At 66.9% G+C, this 17,106-nt stretch carries 18 protein-coding genes; 5 read left to right on the top strand and 13 right to left on the bottom strand.

From position 1 onward, the window contains the following. Window positions 1-34 precede the first annotated feature (34 nt). The 3 genes from ACFWFP_RS09650 to ACFWFP_RS09640 form a co-directional block, all read right to left on the bottom strand. Window positions 35-406 carry a hypothetical protein gene (locus ACFWFP_RS09650; RefSeq protein ID WP_379294302.1) on the bottom strand — a complete coding sequence of 124 codons (372 nt, stop codon included), beginning with the start codon at window positions 404-406 and terminating at the stop codon, window positions 35-37. A gap of 522 nt (window positions 407-928) precedes the next feature. Then, window positions 929-1,345 carry a hypothetical protein gene (locus ACFWFP_RS09645; protein WP_379294301.1) on the bottom strand — a complete coding sequence of 139 codons (417 nt, stop codon included), beginning with the start codon at window positions 1,343-1,345 and terminating at the stop codon, window positions 929-931. A gap of 161 nt (window positions 1,346-1,506) precedes the next feature. Further along, window positions 1,507-1,908, bottom strand: coding sequence for a VOC family protein (locus ACFWFP_RS09640; protein WP_379294300.1), 402 nt, complete (start codon window positions 1,906-1,908; stop codon window positions 1,507-1,509). A 368-nt stretch (window positions 1,909-2,276) separates the two neighbouring features. Here ACFWFP_RS09640 and ACFWFP_RS09635 point away from each other — a divergent pair, with 368 nt between their 5' ends. Beyond that, window positions 2,277-3,227 carry a DUF1152 domain-containing protein gene (locus ACFWFP_RS09635; protein ID WP_379294299.1) on the top strand — a complete coding sequence of 317 codons (951 nt, stop codon included), beginning with the start codon at window positions 2,277-2,279 and terminating at the stop codon, window positions 3,225-3,227. Window positions 3,228-3,302: 75 nt separating this feature from the next. On the opposite strand, the gene ACFWFP_RS09630 is transcribed toward ACFWFP_RS09635, so the two are convergent. From ACFWFP_RS09630 to ACFWFP_RS09595, 8 genes are all read right to left on the bottom strand, one after another. Beyond that, the gene (locus tag ACFWFP_RS09630; protein WP_379294298.1) at window positions 3,303-3,647 is read right to left on the bottom strand and encodes a serine hydrolase; all 345 of its coding nucleotides are present in this window, start codon (window positions 3,645-3,647) and stop codon (window positions 3,303-3,305) included. Then, complete coding sequence (locus ACFWFP_RS09625) at window positions 3,599-4,363, bottom strand: SDR family oxidoreductase (protein ID WP_379294297.1); 765 nt, start codon at window positions 4,361-4,363, stop codon at window positions 3,599-3,601. Before ACFWFP_RS09625 ends, ACFWFP_RS09630 begins: the two co-directional genes overlap by 49 nt. A gap of 190 nt (window positions 4,364-4,553) precedes the next feature. After that, entirely contained in the window at window positions 4,554-5,888 is a 1,335-nt protein-coding gene (locus ACFWFP_RS09620) for an ABC transporter substrate-binding protein (protein ID WP_379294296.1), read from the bottom strand. A 68-nt stretch (window positions 5,889-5,956) separates the two neighbouring features. Further along, entirely contained in the window at window positions 5,957-7,126 is a 1,170-nt protein-coding gene (locus ACFWFP_RS09615; protein WP_379294295.1) for a branched-chain amino acid ABC transporter permease, read from the bottom strand. Next, window positions 7,123-8,073 carry a branched-chain amino acid ABC transporter permease gene (locus ACFWFP_RS09610; protein WP_379294294.1) on the bottom strand — a complete coding sequence of 317 codons (951 nt, stop codon included), beginning with the start codon at window positions 8,071-8,073 and terminating at the stop codon, window positions 7,123-7,125. The genes ACFWFP_RS09615 and ACFWFP_RS09610 overlap by 4 nt, the downstream gene beginning before the upstream one ends. A gap of 52 nt (window positions 8,074-8,125) precedes the next feature. Continuing rightward, entirely contained in the window at window positions 8,126-10,012 is a 1,887-nt protein-coding gene (locus tag ACFWFP_RS09605; RefSeq protein ID WP_379294293.1) for an AMP-dependent synthetase/ligase, read from the bottom strand. Beyond that, complete coding sequence (locus ACFWFP_RS09600) at window positions 10,009-10,815, bottom strand: ABC transporter ATP-binding protein (protein WP_379294292.1); 807 nt, start codon at window positions 10,813-10,815, stop codon at window positions 10,009-10,011. Before ACFWFP_RS09600 ends, ACFWFP_RS09605 begins: the two co-directional genes overlap by 4 nt. Then, window positions 10,812-11,594, bottom strand: a complete 783-nt coding sequence (locus tag ACFWFP_RS09595) for an ABC transporter ATP-binding protein (RefSeq protein WP_379294291.1) — start codon at window positions 11,592-11,594, stop codon at window positions 10,812-10,814. The genes ACFWFP_RS09600 and ACFWFP_RS09595 overlap by 4 nt, the downstream gene beginning before the upstream one ends. Before the next feature lie 211 nt (window positions 11,595-11,805). Between ACFWFP_RS09595 and ACFWFP_RS09590 the strand changes: the two genes are divergently transcribed. The 4 genes from ACFWFP_RS09590 (at window position 11,806) to ACFWFP_RS09575 (ending at window position 14,865) form a co-directional block, all read left to right on the top strand. Continuing rightward, complete coding sequence (locus tag ACFWFP_RS09590) at window positions 11,806-12,609, top strand: HEAT repeat domain-containing protein (RefSeq protein WP_379294290.1); 804 nt, start codon at window positions 11,806-11,808, stop codon at window positions 12,607-12,609. A gap of 48 nt (window positions 12,610-12,657) precedes the next feature. Beyond that, the gene (locus ACFWFP_RS09585) at window positions 12,658-12,960 is read left to right on the top strand and encodes a hypothetical protein (protein WP_379294289.1); all 303 of its coding nucleotides are present in this window, start codon (window positions 12,658-12,660) and stop codon (window positions 12,958-12,960) included. Continuing rightward, on the top strand, window positions 12,950-13,330 hold the full coding sequence (locus ACFWFP_RS09580) for a hypothetical protein (RefSeq protein WP_379294288.1): 381 nt from the start codon (window positions 12,950-12,952) through the stop codon (window positions 13,328-13,330). Before ACFWFP_RS09585 ends, ACFWFP_RS09580 begins: the two co-directional genes overlap by 11 nt. Before the next feature lie 161 nt (window positions 13,331-13,491). Then, window positions 13,492-14,865, top strand: coding sequence for an FAD-dependent oxidoreductase (locus tag ACFWFP_RS09575; protein WP_379294286.1), 1,374 nt, complete (start codon window positions 13,492-13,494; stop codon window positions 14,863-14,865). A 10-nt stretch (window positions 14,866-14,875) separates the two neighbouring features. Here the strand turns inward: ACFWFP_RS09575 and ACFWFP_RS09570 are convergent, their stop codons facing one another. Continuing rightward, complete coding sequence (locus ACFWFP_RS09570) at window positions 14,876-16,249, bottom strand: hypothetical protein (RefSeq protein ID WP_379294285.1); 1,374 nt, start codon at window positions 16,247-16,249, stop codon at window positions 14,876-14,878. Window positions 16,250-16,258: 9 nt separating this feature from the next. After that, window positions 16,259-17,095: an ABC transporter permease gene (locus tag ACFWFP_RS09565; RefSeq protein WP_379294284.1), complete on the bottom strand. Its 837-nt coding sequence runs from the start codon at window positions 17,093-17,095 to the stop codon at window positions 16,259-16,261. Window positions 17,096-17,106: the final 11 nt, after the last annotated feature.

The raw sequence follows: 17,106 nt of genomic DNA, 5'->3' as shown, positions 1-17,106 counted from the left end.
CCGCCGGAGTTTTGTCCGGCTCCGCGTCGACGCTTCACCTCACGTTCATTCCGTGTGGCGAAGCCGCATCGGACACGCGATGCGATCCCGCGATGCCGGAGCAGCGCGCAGCGAAGTGCCGACAGGTGCCGATCACGCGGTGGTTGGGTTCTCGCCGGTCGGTCAAAGGTTTCGAATCCAGCGACAGAAACGCGTCGACCAGCTCGCCGACCGGACGAATCTGGTTCTGCGGGAACCGTTCGTTTGGCAGCCCGAGGGCCTGGGCGTCGTTGGGCTGAATGACTAGGCCGGCGGCAAGACCGCAGACATCGATGATTCCAGTGGGGATTGGCTCTACCGCCTCTAGGCGGGCCCCGTGCAGGCTGGTCAGCGGGCCGGGGCTGCTGTAGTCGATCACCGTAACCATGCAGGCGAGCGTAGCCAGGAATACGGCGACCAGCCTCGCTCATGGGTGAGCACTCGACTTCGCGCGTTTCCAGATCGGTTGAGAATCAACCAGTTTCAGTCCCATGTTCTGGTTGTTGTCGTGGCCGCAGTAGCCGCAGCACGGTCGCCGGTGAGGGGTGCTGGCCCTTCTGCCCGTCCTCGCCAACAACACCTGGACTTCGCCACTCGCCCGCCAACTACACCGGTACTGGACACTCACCTTTGTCTGCTCCGGCGGCATCTTTCGGAACGCGTCCGCCTGACCTCGAAACCGAAAGATAGATCGTGCGTTTTCGTGCCCGCGGTAACCGGATCTACTTTTCGGATTCTCGATCCGATGCTGATCGTTCAACGTCGCGTTCGACGGCCCGCTCGAAAAACACGTTAACCGGTGCGAAGCCTTGGGCGTCGAAGAACTGATGTGCCCGGCTGTTGAACTGCCAGGAATCGAGCCGGATCAGGGATGCTCCCACTGTGTGCGCAACGTTCGTGGCCGCCTCGATCAAGTGCCCTGCCGACCCCTGCGACGAGCAGACGCAGCAACAGCGACGTGGTGAATGTCGAGAATCGATGATTCGTGATTGAACGCGTTGCCTTCTCGCTGAATGTGCTCTGCGAGCAGGTATCCGATCGGTTCCTGTCCGACTATGGCTATGAGGGCATGCTTTTCGAGGGTGAACTGGGACTCGAAGAACTCCCGCAACGCAGAAAGGTTCGCCTCGCGGAAGACATCGGGACGTCCCTGGGCATGCAATTGCTGGATCTCCATTCCTAACTCGGCGAGGGCATCAACGTCGTCAGGTTGGGCCTGTCGGACCTCGAGAACGCCTTGTTCGCTATGCGCCATGCCTTGAAGTGAACCAGCGTCGAAGGCGCTGTTGCCAGGGGATTTCCGTGTCGATCCGTGCAGCAGTCCCAAGCACCCGTCGTCGCGGGTACGGCGATGGGCTCGCAGCGTGCTGGAACCGGGTCCCACCGGACCGTCACGACGACGGCCGGTCGCTGACACCGTGCTTGCCATCTGAACCCGGATCGGCGGCCGCTGTCGCGTGGTCAGGTCTTCGATTCTGGTGCGAGCGGCTAGGTCCATGCTGGCCGCTGGGACAGTAGCGTGGGGAATTCGGTGTGTAGTACGCAGAATTCGTTGTTCCAGGGGTCTTGGAGGACCCAGAATTCGAATCCGCGCTCGCGTTGGTGGTCGTAGCGGATGGCTCCGAGTGCTTCGAGTCTGTGGACTTCGGCGTCGAGGTCGTCGGTTTCGATATCGAGGTGTATGCGGGATTTGGCCGTTTTGGGGTCTGTGGTTGCTTGCAGCAGCAGTCGGACTTCGGTGTCGGGTAGCTGTAGTCGGCGGTAGATGTGCTGGCTGTTGTCGTTGATCGTCTCTTCGGTGGCGGCGAGGGCGGCGCACCAGAACGAGCTGGCGTGGTCGAGGTCGTCGACGTCGATGACGATGTGGCACAGGCGGCTGCGGTGGCTCACCGTGTCAAACGTAGGCGGTTCGGTTGGGCGGGAGGCTGATTCCACGGAAGTTCATCGGCCCTCTGGGATGAGCGCGGGCGCTGATCCTGTCATCCTCAACGGTTGGACCGCAGGCTCAGGCCGAGCGACAGATTCGTGCTGTGCCGCAATAGTGTGGATCGGGCTGATCCTGCACCGGCGCCGCCGCGAGTTCAAGGCCGCGCAGAAGTAGTGCTGTCGCGACCTTGAAAAGTAGCTCGTAGCAGCTCTTTCGACTGAGGCCCCGCATCGGAGACATCCGAGGCGGGGCCTCTGTCGTCACCGGAGATCAGCTCGGACACCGGTTCGTCACGCTTCGTGGCCATGATGGTGAGGTGACTTCGTATCATTTGGCCGAACCGCCGCTGTTCACTCGCCTGCGCGACGCCTCGAGCGTGCTGATCGCTGGTGCGGGTGGGGGATTCGATGTGTACGGTGGCCTGCCGCTCGCTGTGGCACTGGAAGGGCTCGGCAAAAAGGTGTATCTGGCGAACCTGTCGTTCAGCGACCTGCGCCGGACCCCGCTTGACGACTGGCCGGTGCCGGGAGTCGCCGCCGTCGATCCCGAGACCGCCGGTAATGATGACTACTTCCCCGAACGCAGCCTGGCGCGATGGCTGGCAAGCACTGGTCGCGAGCCGATCGTCTATGCGTTCCCCAAATCCGGTGTCCGGCCCTTACGCGCGGCCTATGCAGCGCTTATCGAGCAGCTCGACGTGGACGCCGTCGTGCTGGTGGATGGTGGCACAGACATCCTGTTGCGCGGCGACGAGACCGGCCTGGGCACTCCGCAGGAGGACATGACCAGCCTCGCGGCTGTGGCGGGGCTGGACAGCGTCACCCGCTTGGTGGTGTCTGTCGGTTTCGGCGTTGACGCCTATCACGGTGTGTGTCACGCACATGTGCTCGAGAATCTCGCGGCGCTGCAACGGCAGAACGCGTTCCTCGGAGTGCTCTCCATACCGCAGGACAGCCCGGAAGGCGCGGCCTATCTCGCCGCAGTCATCCACTCCATGACCGAAACGCCTTTGCGCCCAAGCATCGTCCACTCCCAGATCGCCGGCGCGTTGCGCGGGGAATTCGGGGATGTCCAAGCCACCGACCGCACCCGCGGCACAGAGTTGTTCGTGAACCCGCTCATGGCGATGTATTTGGCCGTCGATCTTCCGGCACTGGCACGCACGGTCGAATACCTGCCATTCCTCGAGCCGACCGAACACGCCTACCAGGTGGCGCAGGTAATCGAAGCCCACCTGACATCGCGGTCCGGGCCCCGCCCTTCCAGACTCATGCCACACTGACTACACCGCAGATGAACTCACCTGTTCACAGAGATTCGTCGCATAGGCCGGCCGTTGTTTTCCGGTACGCCGCGGTCATGTAGGCGGCGAACTTCTCCGGATCGCCCGTGTCGATGGCCTTGGTCGGTGTCGAGCGCTGACGGCGAGGTCGTACTGGGGGAGATGGTCGGCCACTGGATCGTCCAGCCCTAGGTGCCCTTCGCTGACGAGTTGCAGGACAACGGTGTCCACGAACATCGTGGTGACGCTGCCGATCCGGAAGGTTCCGTCGACCGGAACAGCCTCGGGAACGGCCCACCGCGCGGTGGCTCTTGTCGACTGAGGCCCCGCCTCGGAGATATCCGAGGCGGAGCCTCTGGCACAACAACCACTCAGAGCGCGGTTCCACCGGAGGCGTCGAGGGTTTGGCCGGTGATCCATCGGGCGTCGTCGCTGACGAGGTAGGAGACGATGTCGGCGATGTCGGCGGGGTGGCCGACGCGACCGAGGGCGACGTTGGAGGAGGCTTCGCGCTGACCGTCGGGGTTGTCGATGAGCCAGGCATTCATATCCGTGAGTACATAGCCTGGGGCGACGGCGTTGACGGTGATGCCGCGCGGGCCGAGGGCCTGGGCGAGGACGCGGGTGAAGCTGTCGATGGCGCCTTTGGTCATGGTGTAGGCCAGGATGTCGGGGATCGCCAACCGGGTGACGGCCGAGGACAGATTCACGACACGGCCGCCGTCACGAAGCCGGTCGAGGACGCCTTGCACCAGGAAGAACGGGGCGCGGACATTGGTGGCGAAGAGAGTGTCGAACTCCGGGGGCGTCATGGTGTCGACGCCCTTCATGATGGTCATGCCCGCGTTGTTGACCAGGATATCCAGGCCGGCGGAAGCGCCGAGGGCGGCGAAGCCCGCGTCCACGTCATCGAGGAGGGTGGCGAAGTCTGTGGAGCCCAGGTCGCCACGAACCGCGAAAGCTCGGCCGCCGTCGGCCTCGATCCCGGCGACCACGTCTTTGGCCGCGGCGTCGTTCTGGCCGAAATGTATTGCTACCAGTACACCGTCTCGGGCCAATCGTTCGGCGATGGCACGGCCGATGCCCCGGCTCGCGCCGGTTACCAGGGCTGTTGTGGTTGTCGGGGTTTCGCTCATACCAGCTATTCAACGGACACGACCATCCGATGTCCGGCTGGATTCGGACATGGCGTTCCCGAGGTCGCTGTCACGAGACAGACGAGCCCGGTAGTGATCATCGGCCACGGGCGTCCTCGATCCAGGCGGGCCCGGAGACGATTCGGCCCCCGCACCGAAGTTCGGTACGGGGGCCGAGATCAGTTGTCTATCAGGGCATTACACAGGGGGAGTCGTACTTGATCTTCTCCAGCGTCGGCGCCTTGTAGTTGGCCTCCACGGTCTTGGTACCCATCGGGGCGGCATCGTCGGGCACGGCGATGCTGCCGGTGAACGACTTGGCGACCGGAGCCTTGCCGTAGACCTGGTTGGGGGCCAGGCCGTCGAAGTTCACCTCGAGGGAGTTGGCGAGCTTGCGGATGTCGACACGGTTGAGCTTGTCCTGCTCGGCCGCTGTCTCGAGGAGCTGCTCGATCGGCATGGAGATCGTCCAGCCCGCGATGTAGGCCCAGTTCGAGGGGACCTTGCCCGCGGCGGCGGCCTTGGCCTCGGCGATGCCCGCGCTGGCGCCGTCCCAGCCGTCGAACGGGCTGGTGCTGTTGTAGAGAGCCTTCAGGGCGGGCGCCGCCGGAGTCTTGAGCAGCGCGCCGTTCCAGGTGGGGCCCGCGCCGATGAAGCGGCCCTTGTAGCCGGCCGCGACGGCCTTGCCGATGATCTCGGCGGTCTCGGCGGGACCGGTGGCCAGCGTCACGACATCGGGTGCGGCGGAGACGATCTGCTGCACCGGGCCGTCCTGGTTACCGGCGACCTGGTTGGGGGCGGTCTTGATGGTGGCGACCACCTGGGCGCCGTTGGCGTCGGCCCAGCGCTTGGCGCCCTCGGCGTAGTCGCCGCCGTAGTCGCCGGGGAAGCCGACGGAGGCGAGCTTGGTGGGCTTGGACTTGTTGGCAGCGAGCCAGTCCAGGCCGATCACCGCTTCGGTGCAGTAGGAGTAGCCGGACTCGAGCACCAGGCCCTTGTCGGTCTCGGGGAACTGCCAGCCCGACCAGAAGGTGCCCGCCGCCGCGACGACGTTGTCGGAGTCCATGTCGTCGAGGATGGCCTGGGTCTGCACGGTGCCCAGGCTCAGCGCGAGCGCGAGGATCTTCGGCTCGATCTCCTTGTATCCGGCGGCATGCTTCTGCGCGTCGTAGGAGGTGTTCTTGGTGTTGGTGGCCAGGTCGACCTCGTACTTGCCGCCGATACCGCCGGACTCGTTGACCTTCTTCCAGAAATCGGTCTGGCCCGCGTCGACGGCCTGACCGATCACCGCGAAGGGCCCACCCTCGAGGTCGTTGAGCGCGCCGAGGTAGATGCAGCCCTTGGCCTTGTCGATGGCGTTGGGGCAGGGCTCGGAGGTGACGCCGGGGCCGGTGGAACCGGCGCCGGTCTCCTCGTCGACGCTGGAGCAGCCCACCGAGAGCAGCAGCGCTGTCAAGACGGGCAGGGCGGCCACGCGGACCGACCGACGATAGGCGCCCCGAGGGCGGCGCAGTGCGGCACTCATGATGTGAATCTCCTTTTGAGCGGGTGAATCCAGGGTCGAGAGGTCGGCGGGACTGGCAGTGGAAAGGCTCAGTAACTGAATGGCCAAGCCTTGAAGTAGTTGCGCGCGCGCAGCCACAGCCCGAACATGCCGCGCGGCTCGAGCACGATGACGGCGGCGATGAGCACACCGAACAGGATCAGCTGCAACTGCTCGAGGGTGACGCCGAGGATCTCGCCCTCGGCGTCGACCAGGAGGGGGAAGGCCCGGGTGAGTTCTTCGAGGATGCGTGGCAGCAGCACAACGAACGCGGCGCCCATGATCGTGCCGGACAGCGTGGCGATGCCACCGATGAGCACGATGGCCAGGAAGTCGATGGACAGCAGCAGGTTCCAGCGTTCGGCGCTGATCTGGCCGACCACCACCGACAGCAGCGCGCCGCACACGCCCGCGTAGGCCGAGGAGATGACGAAGGCCAGGGTTTTGGTGCGCTGCAACGGCACCCCCATCACCTCGGCGGCGATGTCGCGATCGCGCACCGCGGCGAAGGACCGGCCCACCTTGGAGCGGGCCAGATTGCGCGCGGCCAGGGCTGCCAGGACCAGCACCGCCAGGCACACCAGGTAGAGGGTGATGGTCTCGTCGACGACCACCCCGGCCACCTTGTATTTCTTGGTCAGGTCCACGCCGAACAGGATCGGTTCGGCCGGGCGCCGCCCGATGCCCGCGCCGCCGGTGACGCTGGTCCACTCCTGGTAGACGTGTTCACCGAGCATCACCAGGCCGAGCGTGAGAGTGGCCAGGTAGAGGCCGCGCACCCGAGATGCCAAGGGCGCCACGACAAGGCCGAGCACAGCGGGGATCAGCGCGGCCATCGGCAGCCACAGCGCCATGTCCCAGCCGAAGCCGATGACGGTGCGGGTTTCCGTGCCGCCGAACACCGCCGCGGTGTAGGCGCCCGCGCCGACGAAGAACGCGTGCCCCAGCGACACCTGCCCGGCGAACCCGGTGAGCAGGTTGAGCCCGATCCCGCCGATGGCGTACACCGCCACCAGCGCGAGGAGATTGGTGACGTCACTGGTGACCAGGAACGGCGCCAGCACCGCCAGCACCAGCAGACCGCCCGTCCACCACGCCTTGGCGGGTGTGTTCCAGATGGCTTGGTCGGCGGCGTAGGTGGTGTAGAGCCGGGGCCTGCCGCGCAGTACCGCGCGGGGCGCGCGGACTGTGCGGGGTGAATCTTCGCGGGTAGTGGTCATACTCGCTGCACCTCCTTGGTGCCGTAGAGCCCGTGCGGGGACACGAGCAGGACGGCGAACATCAGTACGTAGGGCATGACGACGTCGAAGTTGGCGCCCAGCCACGGCGCCAGGTCGGGCTGGTAGGTCTTGGTGAGCGCTTCGGCCCAGCCGACGATCAGCCCACCGACCACCGCGCCCTTGACCGAGTCGAGACCACCGATGATGGTGGCGGGCAAGGCTTTCAGCGCCACCAGCGCCGCCGCGGCCGCGACGCCACCGGGCGCGGTGCCGAGCAGGATCCCGCCGCAGGCGGCCAGCGCGCCCGCCAGTGCCCACGACAGGGAGAAGATCGTGCCCGCGCTGATGCCCTGGGCCATCGCGGTCTCCTGGTCGGCGGCGGTGGCCCGCATCGCCAGCCCGTAGCGCGAGCGGTCCAGCCACAGCAGCAGCGCACCGACGATCACCACGGCCGACACCACTTTGAAGATGTCGACGTAGCCGACGGTGACCCCACCCACGCAGGGCGCGGCCAGCCCGGCCACGGTGCCGGTCTCGGCGCGGGTGCCGCCGAGGCAGAGACTGCCGAGGCCCCACGGGTCACCGGAGGTGATGACGTCGGGCCCGAAGAGCTTGTTGGCCACCACGAGTCCGGCGGCGAACAGTCCGACGGTGACCAGCGTCGCCGAGAACGGCGGCCGCCCGACCATGGGCCGCATGGCGATCCGCTCGGTCGCCGCCGCGATCGCGGCGACCGAGGCCACCGCGCCGAGGGCCGCCACCGCGAACGGCAGTCCGGCGGCGTCGACGAGGGTGTAGCTGATGAAGGTGCCCAGAATCATGAACACCGGCTGGGCGAAGTTCATCACGCCGGTGGACCGGAAGATGATGACGAAGCCGACCGCGATGAGCGAGTACATCGCGCCCAGACCCGTTCCGCGGACCAGGGATTCGACGAACTCGATCATCGGTGCACCGCCCCGGCTCGGTGCGCGCGTGGGATGCGCGGGGATCGCTGGCTCATGCGTCCGCTTTCTCTGTGTGCACCGACTGCAGGTCGCCGCCCGCGTGGTCGGTGGTGTTGGCATACATGTCGCCGATGAGGGAGTCGTAGGCGGTGATCATCGCCGCCCGCTTGACCTTGCGGGTCGCGGTCAGCTCACCGTCCTCGTGGTCGAGTTCCTTGCGCAGCATCCGGAACTTGCGGATGTGCTCGGCGCGGGCGAACTTGTCGTTGCAGGCCAGGACGGCCGCGCGGATCAGTTCGACCACCTCGGGCTTGCCGGAGAGATCGTGGTAGGTGGTGTATTGCAGGTTGTGGCGCGAGGCCCAGTCGGCGACCACGTCGTAGTCGATCGCGATGAGCGCGGCGAGATACGGGCGGGCGTCACCGATCACCACGGCTTCGTTGACGAACGGCGATGTCTTGAGCTCGTTCTCGATCTCGGCGGGCGAGATGTTCTTGCCGCCCGCGGTGATCATGATGTCCTTGCTGCGCCCGATCAGCCGCAGGTGCGAGTCACCGACCCACTCGCCGAGATCGCCGGTGCGCAACCAGCCGTCCTCGGTGAAGGCCTCGGCGGTAGCGGCCGGGTTGCCCCAGTAGCCGGCGAAGTTGCCTGCGTGGCGGGTCTGGATCTCGTGGGTCCGCGGATCGAGGCGCAGGCCGATGCCGTCGAGCACCTCACCCACGGTGCCCAGCCGTTGCCTGCCCGGGCGGGTGGAGGAGGCCAGCGCGGTGTTCTCGGTCATGCCGTAGGCCTCGGTGACCTGTACGCCCATCGCCAGGAAGAAGCGCAGGACCTCCGGCGAGATCGGCGCCGCCGCCGACAGCGCGGTCCGCACCCGGCGCAGGCCCAGCCGCTCGCGTAGCGCACGGAACACCAGCACCCAGGCGATCGAGTACCACAACCGGGAACTGAGCGTGTGCGCGCCGCCGTGGTCGAGCCGCCGCGTGGCGACGCGGTCACCGATGCGCCGCGAGATCCGCCACGCCAGCCGCTTCATCGGCGAGGCCGAGGCCATCTTCGATTCGACGGTGGCCTGCATCTTCTCCCACACCCGCGGCACACCGAAGAACACTGTCGGCTGCACGTCGGCCAGGTCGGCGGAGATGGTGTCGAACGATTCGGCGAAGTGCACGACCACGCCGTGCCCGGCGTTGTACCAGACGGTGAACGCGCGTTCGGCGACGTGGCACAGCGGCAGGTACGACAGCGTCACATCGCGCTCGCTGGGAATCGTGGTGAACAACCCGATGCCCTCGCCCGCCTTCGCGAGGAAGAAGTCGATGTTGGCGACGGTCAGCATCGCGCCCTTGGGCGGGCCGGTGGTGCCGGAGGTATAGACCAGCGTGGCGAGGTCGTCATCGCTGGTGCCCGAGGCGATCTCGTCGAGCAGATCCGGATTGTCTGCCAGATGTGCGGTGCCGCGCTCGTAGAGCTGCTCCCACGACAGCAGCCGCTCGTCGGTGTAGTCGGCCAGGCCGCGACCGTCGAGGTAGACGATCGTCTCGAGGGCCGGGCACCGATCCCAGACCGCGACGGCCTTGTCCAGCTGCTCCTGATTCTCGACGACGAGCACCTTCACCCCGGAATCGGTGAGCAGATGCTCGACCTCGGCCGCCGGGCTGGTGGGATAGAAACCCACGCTCGCCGCCCGCAGCGACAGCGCGCCGAGATCGGCGTAGAGCCATTCGCACCGGTTGTCCGACAGCACACCGACGCGGTCGCCCACGCCGACGCCGAGCGCGGCCAGGGCGTGCGCCACGACCCGGCGCCGGGTGTCGTACTCGGCCCAGGTGATCTGACGCCAGACACCGAGTTGTTTCTCACGCAGGGCCACCGTGGTCGGGGTGGCGGCGGCGCGGGCCGCGATCAGCTGCGGCAGGCGGCGCGTGGTGCTCATCGGCTCTCCAGCAGGGCTTCGGCCTCGGCGGCGCTGTCGGTGTCGGCGCCGCCGAGGTAGGCGGCGATCACCGCCGGATCGCGGCGCACCTGCTCGGGCGTGCCGAGGGCGATGCGTTTGCCGAAGTCCAGCACCATGATTCGGTCGGCGAGGTCCATCACCAGCCGCATGTCGTGTTCGACCATGATCATCGAGATCCCCATCTCGGAGCGGATGTCGCAGAGGAAACGGGCCATGTCCTCGGTCTCTTCGACGTTCATGCCGGCCACCGGCTCGTCGAGCAACAGCAGCGACGGTTCCATCGCCAGCGCGCGCGCCAGCTCCACCCGCTTCTTGATGCCGTAGGGCAGCATGCCGACCGGGTGGTGGCGCACCGACTCGAGTTCCAGGAACTCGATCAGTCCCTCGGCGAAGCGCCGGGCCGCCAGCTCGGCGCGGCGGGCCCGGCCCAGGAACAGGGCGGCCTCGAAAGTGCTGTAGCGCAGATGGATATGGCGGCCGAGCTTGATGTTGTCGAGCACCGTGAGGTTGTCGAACAGCTCGATGTTCTGGAACATCCGGGCCACCCCACGGCGGGCGATCGCGTCGGGCCGCAGACCCAGCAGCGGCGTGCCCGCCAGCGTGATCGAGCCTTCCTGCGGGCGGTACACCCCGGACAGGCAGTTGAAGATGGAGGTCTTTCCCGCGCCGTTGGGGCCGATCACCGCGAAGAGTTCGCCCTCGGTGACCTCGAAATCGACGCCGGTCAGGGCGTGGGTGCCACCGAATCGCAGGCTCAGGTTCTCGACAGTAAGGATGCTCATGCGATCCAGCGCTTCCTGCGCTTGTAGCGCTTGAGGTCTCGGTAGCTGCCCGACTCCGAACCCAGCCCCAGGTAGAACTCCTGGATGTCGGAGTTCTCGCGCAATTGCGCTGCGGGCCCGTCCATCACGATCTTGCCGTTCTCCATCACGTACCCGTGGTCGGCGATCGAGAGCGCCATCGCGGCGTTCTGCTCGACCAGCAGCACCCCCGTGCCCGCCGCCGCGATCTCGACGATGAGGTCGCGGATCCGCGCCACCACCAGCGGCGCCAGCCCTAAGCTCGGTTCGTCGAGCAGCAGATACCGTGGGTGAGCCATCAGCGCCCGCCCGATCGCCAGCATCTGCTGCTCGCCACCGGAGAGGAACCCCGCCCGCCCCGTGCGGCGATCCTTCAAGATCGGGAACATGGCGTAGACGCGTTCGAGATCGGGTGCGATGGCCGACCGTTTGCGGGTGTGCGCGCCGACGAGCAGGTTCTCCTCGACCGTGAAGTCGACGAAGATTCGTCGGCCCTCCATGACTTGCCCGATGCCGGAGCGAACGACCTTGGCAGGGTCGAAGTCGGTGATCGAGGTGCCGTCGACACTGATCGTGCCGGCGGCTGTGCGGCCGCGATGGGTGTCGAGCAGGCCGGTGATGGCCCGCAGTGTCGAGGTCTTTCCTGCTCCGTTGGCGCCGAGGAGGGTCACGATCTGTGCGGGAGCCACGTCGAGGCTCACTCCCTTACAGACCAGGATGACGTCCTCGTACACCACTTCCAGGTTGCGAACTTCCAGCATGCCGCTCCCACATTGATGCGGCGGCCAACCCAGGCCGCCGAATGGTGTGGACGGTATTTGCGGTTTGTCGCGTTTGTCGCGTTTTCGCAGAATTGCTGAAAAGGTATTGTTTTCTTCTATCAATCCGGCGGTGCGGGGGGCGGTGTCGAAGGTCGGCATCGTGACCTGCGGTGCGTCGAGGATCTGGCAAATCGCCAGGTACCGTTGGGCGGTGAACCCAGCTGACGTGCGACTACTCAAAGATGGCGACCTCGGGACCCGCGAGGAGAACTTGCGCCACCTGCTCGTGCGGGCTGAGGACGGCGATACGTCCGCGAAGGAGACGCTGCGTGCGCTCGTGCGCGACTATCCCGACTACCACCGGTCGCTCTACAGCAGGGCCTTGAACCGGGCGGAGGTCTTCGGTGACGACACCCTGCGCGAACCCCTGCTCGCGTCGCTTGCCGACACCCGCTACAACTGTCAGGCATGGGCGGCGATGGGCTGCGCGGCGCTCGGTATCCGTGAGGCGGTTCCCGGCATGGTCGCGATGCTGGACCACCCACAGGACATCGCCCGCGACCAGGCGGTGATCGCCCTCGGTGTCCTCGGCGACGAATCGGTTGTCCCGGTCCTGGCGCCCCTGTTGCGGGACTCGATCAGCGGAATGCGCGAGCGCGCCGCCGAAGCGCTCGGCATGATCGGTGGCGACGCGGCACTGGCCGCGCTCTGGGACGAATTCGAGAACCGCCGCTACTACCGGATCGGCTACATCGCGAGTGCGTTGTCGGAGTTCGCTCCCGGCATCATCCCGAGGCTGATCGAGGCGGCCTCCAGCGACGATCCCGACAAGCGGTACTGGGCGGCTGTCGCCCTCGGTTCTACCGGCGACGACCGCGCCGTGCCGACACTGGAACGATTGATGGCCCACGATCGCGGCTCCACCGTCTTCGACGGCATGGTGAGCGTCGCCGCGAAGAAGGGCCTGCGCACGCTTCGCCGAATCCAAGCCGCGATCGCCGCTCGCGAATCCTGAGCCCACAGCCCGGGCAGGGTTGTCGGTGGCGGGCGATACTCTCCTTCGGTGTCAGTGAATATCGATGTCGCCCTGACTGTTCGGGGGCTCGCGAACGAACGCGAGTGGGTGGGAACGACCGACTTGCTCGTCGAAGTGTTCAAGGACGAGCGACTGGAAGACGAGGTGTTCGTCTGGATGGGGGAGACCGAGGACGGTCTGTTCGTTCGCGCGGAATCGGACTACCCGGTGATCTTCAGCGGATTCTTCCGCTGGAGTGCGGCTTTCGAAGATCGCCTCACCCGTCGGGTGGCAGCGCTCGTCCCGCAGGCCCGCGTGGCTTTCGACTGGGGGTATCCGGATGAAGAATGACGAAGCCGGCCACGAATGGCCCGACGTCCTACCGGAAACAGCGCCGACGATACACAGAAACCTGGACGTGACGGTCGGCGGACGCACCCTGACCACACTCACCCGCACCCAGCTGAGCTATTGGATCAGCAAACTGAAATACAGTCGCGGCGGCCCGTTCATGACGGTATCGCGCCCCGGCCACCCGGAATTCATCCAGACCTACCGCCACAGCGACACCGATTACTACCTCGAGATCCGCTCACCTGACTCCCTCGACGAGTTGGCATCGACAACTCTGCGCGACGGCGAATCGGCCGCCGAGCTGATCTGGGAGTGGTTGGAGCGCAAGAGCATTCACCTGGACGCAGGCGGATCCGACCACTCGTAGGGTGTTCGACGGCATTCTCTCCGCGACGCTGTGCGATTTCGCAGCGGTAACCGATCGGCGCGAACTGGGCGACCACCCCGCCCTGGCTCAGGGAACTCACCGAACCGGCGACTCGCGGAGCTGGTGGCCGAAACCGCGACCAGCTCTCGTACGGTGGTGACATGGGCGCACGGATGGTGGTTGTCGGAGCGGATGCGACGGGAATGGCGGCGGCCTCGCAGGCACGGAGATTGCGCGATGCCGGTGAGCTCGAGATCGTGGTGTTCGAGAAGGGACAGCATTCCTCCTATTCGGCGTGCGGGATTCCGTACTGGGTGGCGGGTGACGTCACCGGTGCCGATGATCTGATCGCGCGCTCGGTGGCCGAACATCGCGCTCGCGATATCGATCTGCGGATGCGAACCGAGGCGATCGAGATCGATCCCGTGGGGCGGCGGGTGCTCTCTCGCGATCTCGACACCGGTGCGCAGGGCTGGACGGGTTACGACCAGCTCGTGTTGGCCACGGGGGCGACGCCGATCCGGCCGCCGCTGCCCGGTATCGATGCCGAGGGGGTCTACGGAGTACAGACCCTCGATGACGGGCAGGCGCTCATCGAAGGTCTGGAGTCGGCCGACGGGCGCAAAGCCGTCGTGGTGGGCGCGGGGTACATCGGTGTCGAGATGGCCGAGGCGTTGGTACGTCGCGGATTCGAGGTCACCATGGTCACTCGGGGCGCGGAACCCATGTCCACGCTGGATCCGGATATGGGTGCGCGGGTGCGAAAAGCCATGGAGGGGATGGGTATACAGGTTGTTCGAGGCACCGAGGTAACCGGAATGCGGACGTCGGAGGACGACCGGGTCCGCGCCGTGGCGACCGCCGACACCGAGTATCCGGCCGATGTGGTCGTGCTCGGGATCGGCGTGCAACCGGCGACCGAGCTGGCGCGTCGGGCCGGGCTTCCGCTGGGGGAGAGCGGTGGTCTGCTCACCGATCTCGCTCAGCGCGTGCGCGGATACGACGACATCTGGGCCGGCGGTGACTGCGTGGAGGTGCTGGACCTGGTGTCGGGCTCGCTGCGGCACATTCCGCTCGGCACCCACGCGAACAAGCACGGGCAGGTGATCGGATCAGGGGTCGGCGGCGGATACGCCACCTTCCCGGGCGTGGTCGGTACCGCCATGAGCAAGGTGTGCGACCTCGAGGTGGCGCGAACCGGCCTGGGAGAGGACGACGCTCGGCGGGCGGGGTTGCAGTTCCACTCCGTCACCATCGAATCCACCGGTCGCGCGGGGTATTTCCCCGGCGCGGAACCCATGACGGTGAAGATGCTCGCCGAACGTCGCACCGGCCGGCTGCTCGGCGTGCAGATCGTCGGCTACACCGGCGCCGCCAAGCGAATCGACATCGCGGCAGTGGCGCTCACCGCCCGAATGACGGTGGAGCAGGTGACCGCGCTCGACCTCGGCTACGCACCACCGTTCTCCCCGGTGTGGGACCCCGTCCTCGTCGCCGCTCGGGCGGCTGTGCGTGCGGTGGCGACGGGTCACTGACGCGTGGGAGTCACCAGAAGCTGGGGGTGAGACCCCACGACGCGAATTCTGCCGTCAACAACTCGCGCAGGGCGGTGCGGCTGGGAAAGCGGTCGGGGTCGGCGCCGGTGACCGCCACGGTGACCGTGTGGCCGTCGGTGGAGAAGGAGAGATTCACACCTACCTCCACTCGGCGGAACATGGCGGTGTCGTTGGTGCACACGACCGGTCGCATGAGGACGGCGGAGGCGCGTCGGCCCGCGAAATCGGCTACGCCACTGGCGGTTTCGCCGAGATTGGTGCACAGGCATTCCGGGGCCTTGGCCGTGCGCGCGAAACGACGGAGGACGAAACGGGGCAGGATCATCTGCAACGGCTGGAGGTGTTGCAGAGCCGGCGTGGTCGCCGGGTCGCGATAGGCGGTCGCGGCGCGCTTCACGGCCGAGCGTACGGCGGCGAGGTCGACGCGTTCGCCGGTGCGGTAGGTGACCGAGATCGGCAGGCCGGTGGTGGCATTGGCCCGGGGGTCGTCGGCGGTGCGCATCGAATGGGGGATGTCGACGCGGATGCCTGCGGTGTCGCCGACGCGCCCGCTGCGCCCGAGGAGACCGGCGCCCAGGGCGATCAGGAGCCCGTTCGTGGTGCCGGAATGCCGTGTGGCGGCGGCGTTCCACTCCGCCAGATCGACCTGGACCACCAGATCGGCCGGTGACCACCGGGCCGGTAGGGGCAGCTCGGGGAGCGCGGGGCGAAGATTGCGGTCCGGCTCGATGACGCCACGGGTGGCGATCGCCGCGCGAATCCCCCGCGCGACCGCGCGTAGCTGGCGGCCCGCATCGATGAGATTCGCACCCAGCGCGTTGCGTGGCTGTGTCCCGACCAGCAAGCCCGAACCGGTTGTCACGTCGGGACTCTCATCGAGCCGGGCCAGTGCGTCGCCCACGGCGAACAGCACCGCGCCACCGTCGGATGCCACATGCGAGGTGACCAGCGACACCAGCGTCCCACCCGCTGTGGTCGGCGCGGCGGACAGCTGCCACACCCGACCGGTCTCGGGCTCGAAGTCGACCCGGCTCTGCGCGAAATACCAGTCGAGAACCTCGTCGTCGGCGACGGGCACCGAATCCAGGACCAGCGGAAGCGATTCCGTCGCGGGCAGCCAGTAGGGGCGGGCGAACGGTACCCGGGCCGACTGCACGCGCCGGGCCAGGAAACCTTGGGCCAATCGGGTGTGGAATCGGGCGAGCAGTTCGGGGTCGAGGGGCTCGTCGAAACGCCACGCGAGCTGATTGACCAGTGCGTTGCCGTACAGGCTGTGTAGCTTGAGGAACAGGTCGTCGTCGGCGGTGAGCCGGTTGACGCCGACCCGGGAGATGACGGGCGGGGTCGACATGGTGAGTGTCATCAGAACTCCTCAGCGAGCACGCAGGGTGCGGACGGTCAGGGGTGCGAAGACGGCGGCGATCACGAGCGAGGCCACCACCGACCAGAAGGCGTCGGCGCCGACGACGCCGTTCTCGGCGAGCCCGCGCACCGCGGACACCAGGTAGGACACCGGGTTGTAGTCGGAGACGTAGCGCAGCCAGGTCGGCATCGCCGACTCGGGCACCAGGGCGTTGGACGCGAAGCTCAGGAAGGTGAGCACCAGCATCGACATGCCCTGGACCGCAGCGGGTCTGGACACGGTGACGCCGATGAACGCGAACAACCAGCTGATCGCGGTGGTGGCCAGGACCACGAGCACCGCACCGGCGACGAACCCGACCGGATGATCGGGCCGATAACCCATCGCGAACCCCACGATCACCACCGTGGTCGCGGCGATGACATACCGGGTCGCCCCGGCCAGCAGGGCTCCGGCGACCGGTGCGGACCGGGCGATCGGCATGGCGACGAATCGATCGAAGACCCCGGACCGAATGTCTTCGGACAGTTGCACTCCGGTGGCGACCGACGACGTCAGCACGATCTGCACCAGCACACCGGGAATCAGAATCGGCAGATATGCCTGCGTGCTGCCCGCGATGGCGGTGCCGAAGATGCTGCCGAACAGCAGCGGCCCGACAATGGGCAGCAGCAGCGCGTCGTAGAGCAACTGCGGGCTGTGCCGGAAGGTGAGCAGACCGCGCCACGCCATCATCAGCGACTGGAACAGCGAGGCGCGCAGGCTGACATGGGTGATGCGGGGGCGGCGGTCGATCGTCGGCGGTGTGGTGGGCTCGACGGTGATCTCGGCGATGGTGGCAGTCATGGTGGCCTCGG

It is taken from the genome of Nocardia sp. NPDC060249, assembly GCF_042728755.1.
Taxonomy (GTDB): domain Bacteria; phylum Actinomycetota; class Actinomycetes; order Mycobacteriales; family Mycobacteriaceae; genus Nocardia.
Note: the sequence above shows the minus strand (reverse complement) of the source record. Positions and strands in the feature narration are given on the sequence as shown.

Coding starts and splice junctions, on each gene's coding strand:
- ACFWFP_RS09620 (WP_379294296.1), bottom strand. CDS start 5,888: ATGAGTGCCGCACTGCGCCGCCCTCGGGGCGCCTATCGTCGGTCGGTC.
- ACFWFP_RS09625 (WP_379294297.1), bottom strand. CDS start 4,363: ATGAGCGAAACCCCGACAACCACAACAGCCCTGGTAACCGGCGCGAGC.
- ACFWFP_RS09630 (WP_379294298.1), bottom strand. CDS start 3,647: ATGGATCACCGGCCAAACCCTCGACGCCTCCGGTGGAACCGCGCTCTG.
- ACFWFP_RS09605 (WP_379294293.1), bottom strand. CDS start 10,012: ATGAGCACCACGCGCCGCCTGCCGCAGCTGATCGCGGCCCGCGCCGCC.
- ACFWFP_RS09600 (WP_379294292.1), bottom strand. CDS start 10,815: ATGAGCATCCTTACTGTCGAGAACCTGAGCCTGCGATTCGGTGGCACC.
- ACFWFP_RS09595 (WP_379294291.1), bottom strand. CDS start 11,594: ATGCTGGAAGTTCGCAACCTGGAAGTGGTGTACGAGGACGTCATCCTG.
- ACFWFP_RS09615 (WP_379294295.1), bottom strand. CDS start 7,126: ATGACCACTACCCGCGAAGATTCACCCCGCACAGTCCGCGCGCCCCGC.
- ACFWFP_RS09580 (WP_379294288.1), top strand. CDS start 12,950: ATGAAGAATGACGAAGCCGGCCACGAATGGCCCGACGTCCTACCGGAA.
- ACFWFP_RS09575 (WP_379294286.1), top strand. CDS start 13,492: ATGGGCGCACGGATGGTGGTTGTCGGAGCGGATGCGACGGGAATGGCG.
- ACFWFP_RS09570 (WP_379294285.1), bottom strand. CDS start 16,249: ATGACACTCACCATGTCGACCCCGCCCGTCATCTCCCGGGTCGGCGTC.
- ACFWFP_RS09565 (WP_379294284.1), bottom strand. CDS start 17,095: ATGACTGCCACCATCGCCGAGATCACCGTCGAGCCCACCACACCGCCG.
- ACFWFP_RS09610 (WP_379294294.1), bottom strand. CDS start 8,073: ATGATCGAGTTCGTCGAATCCCTGGTCCGCGGAACGGGTCTGGGCGCG.
- ACFWFP_RS09650 (WP_379294302.1), bottom strand. CDS start 406: ATGGTTACGGTGATCGACTACAGCAGCCCCGGCCCGCTGACCAGCCTG.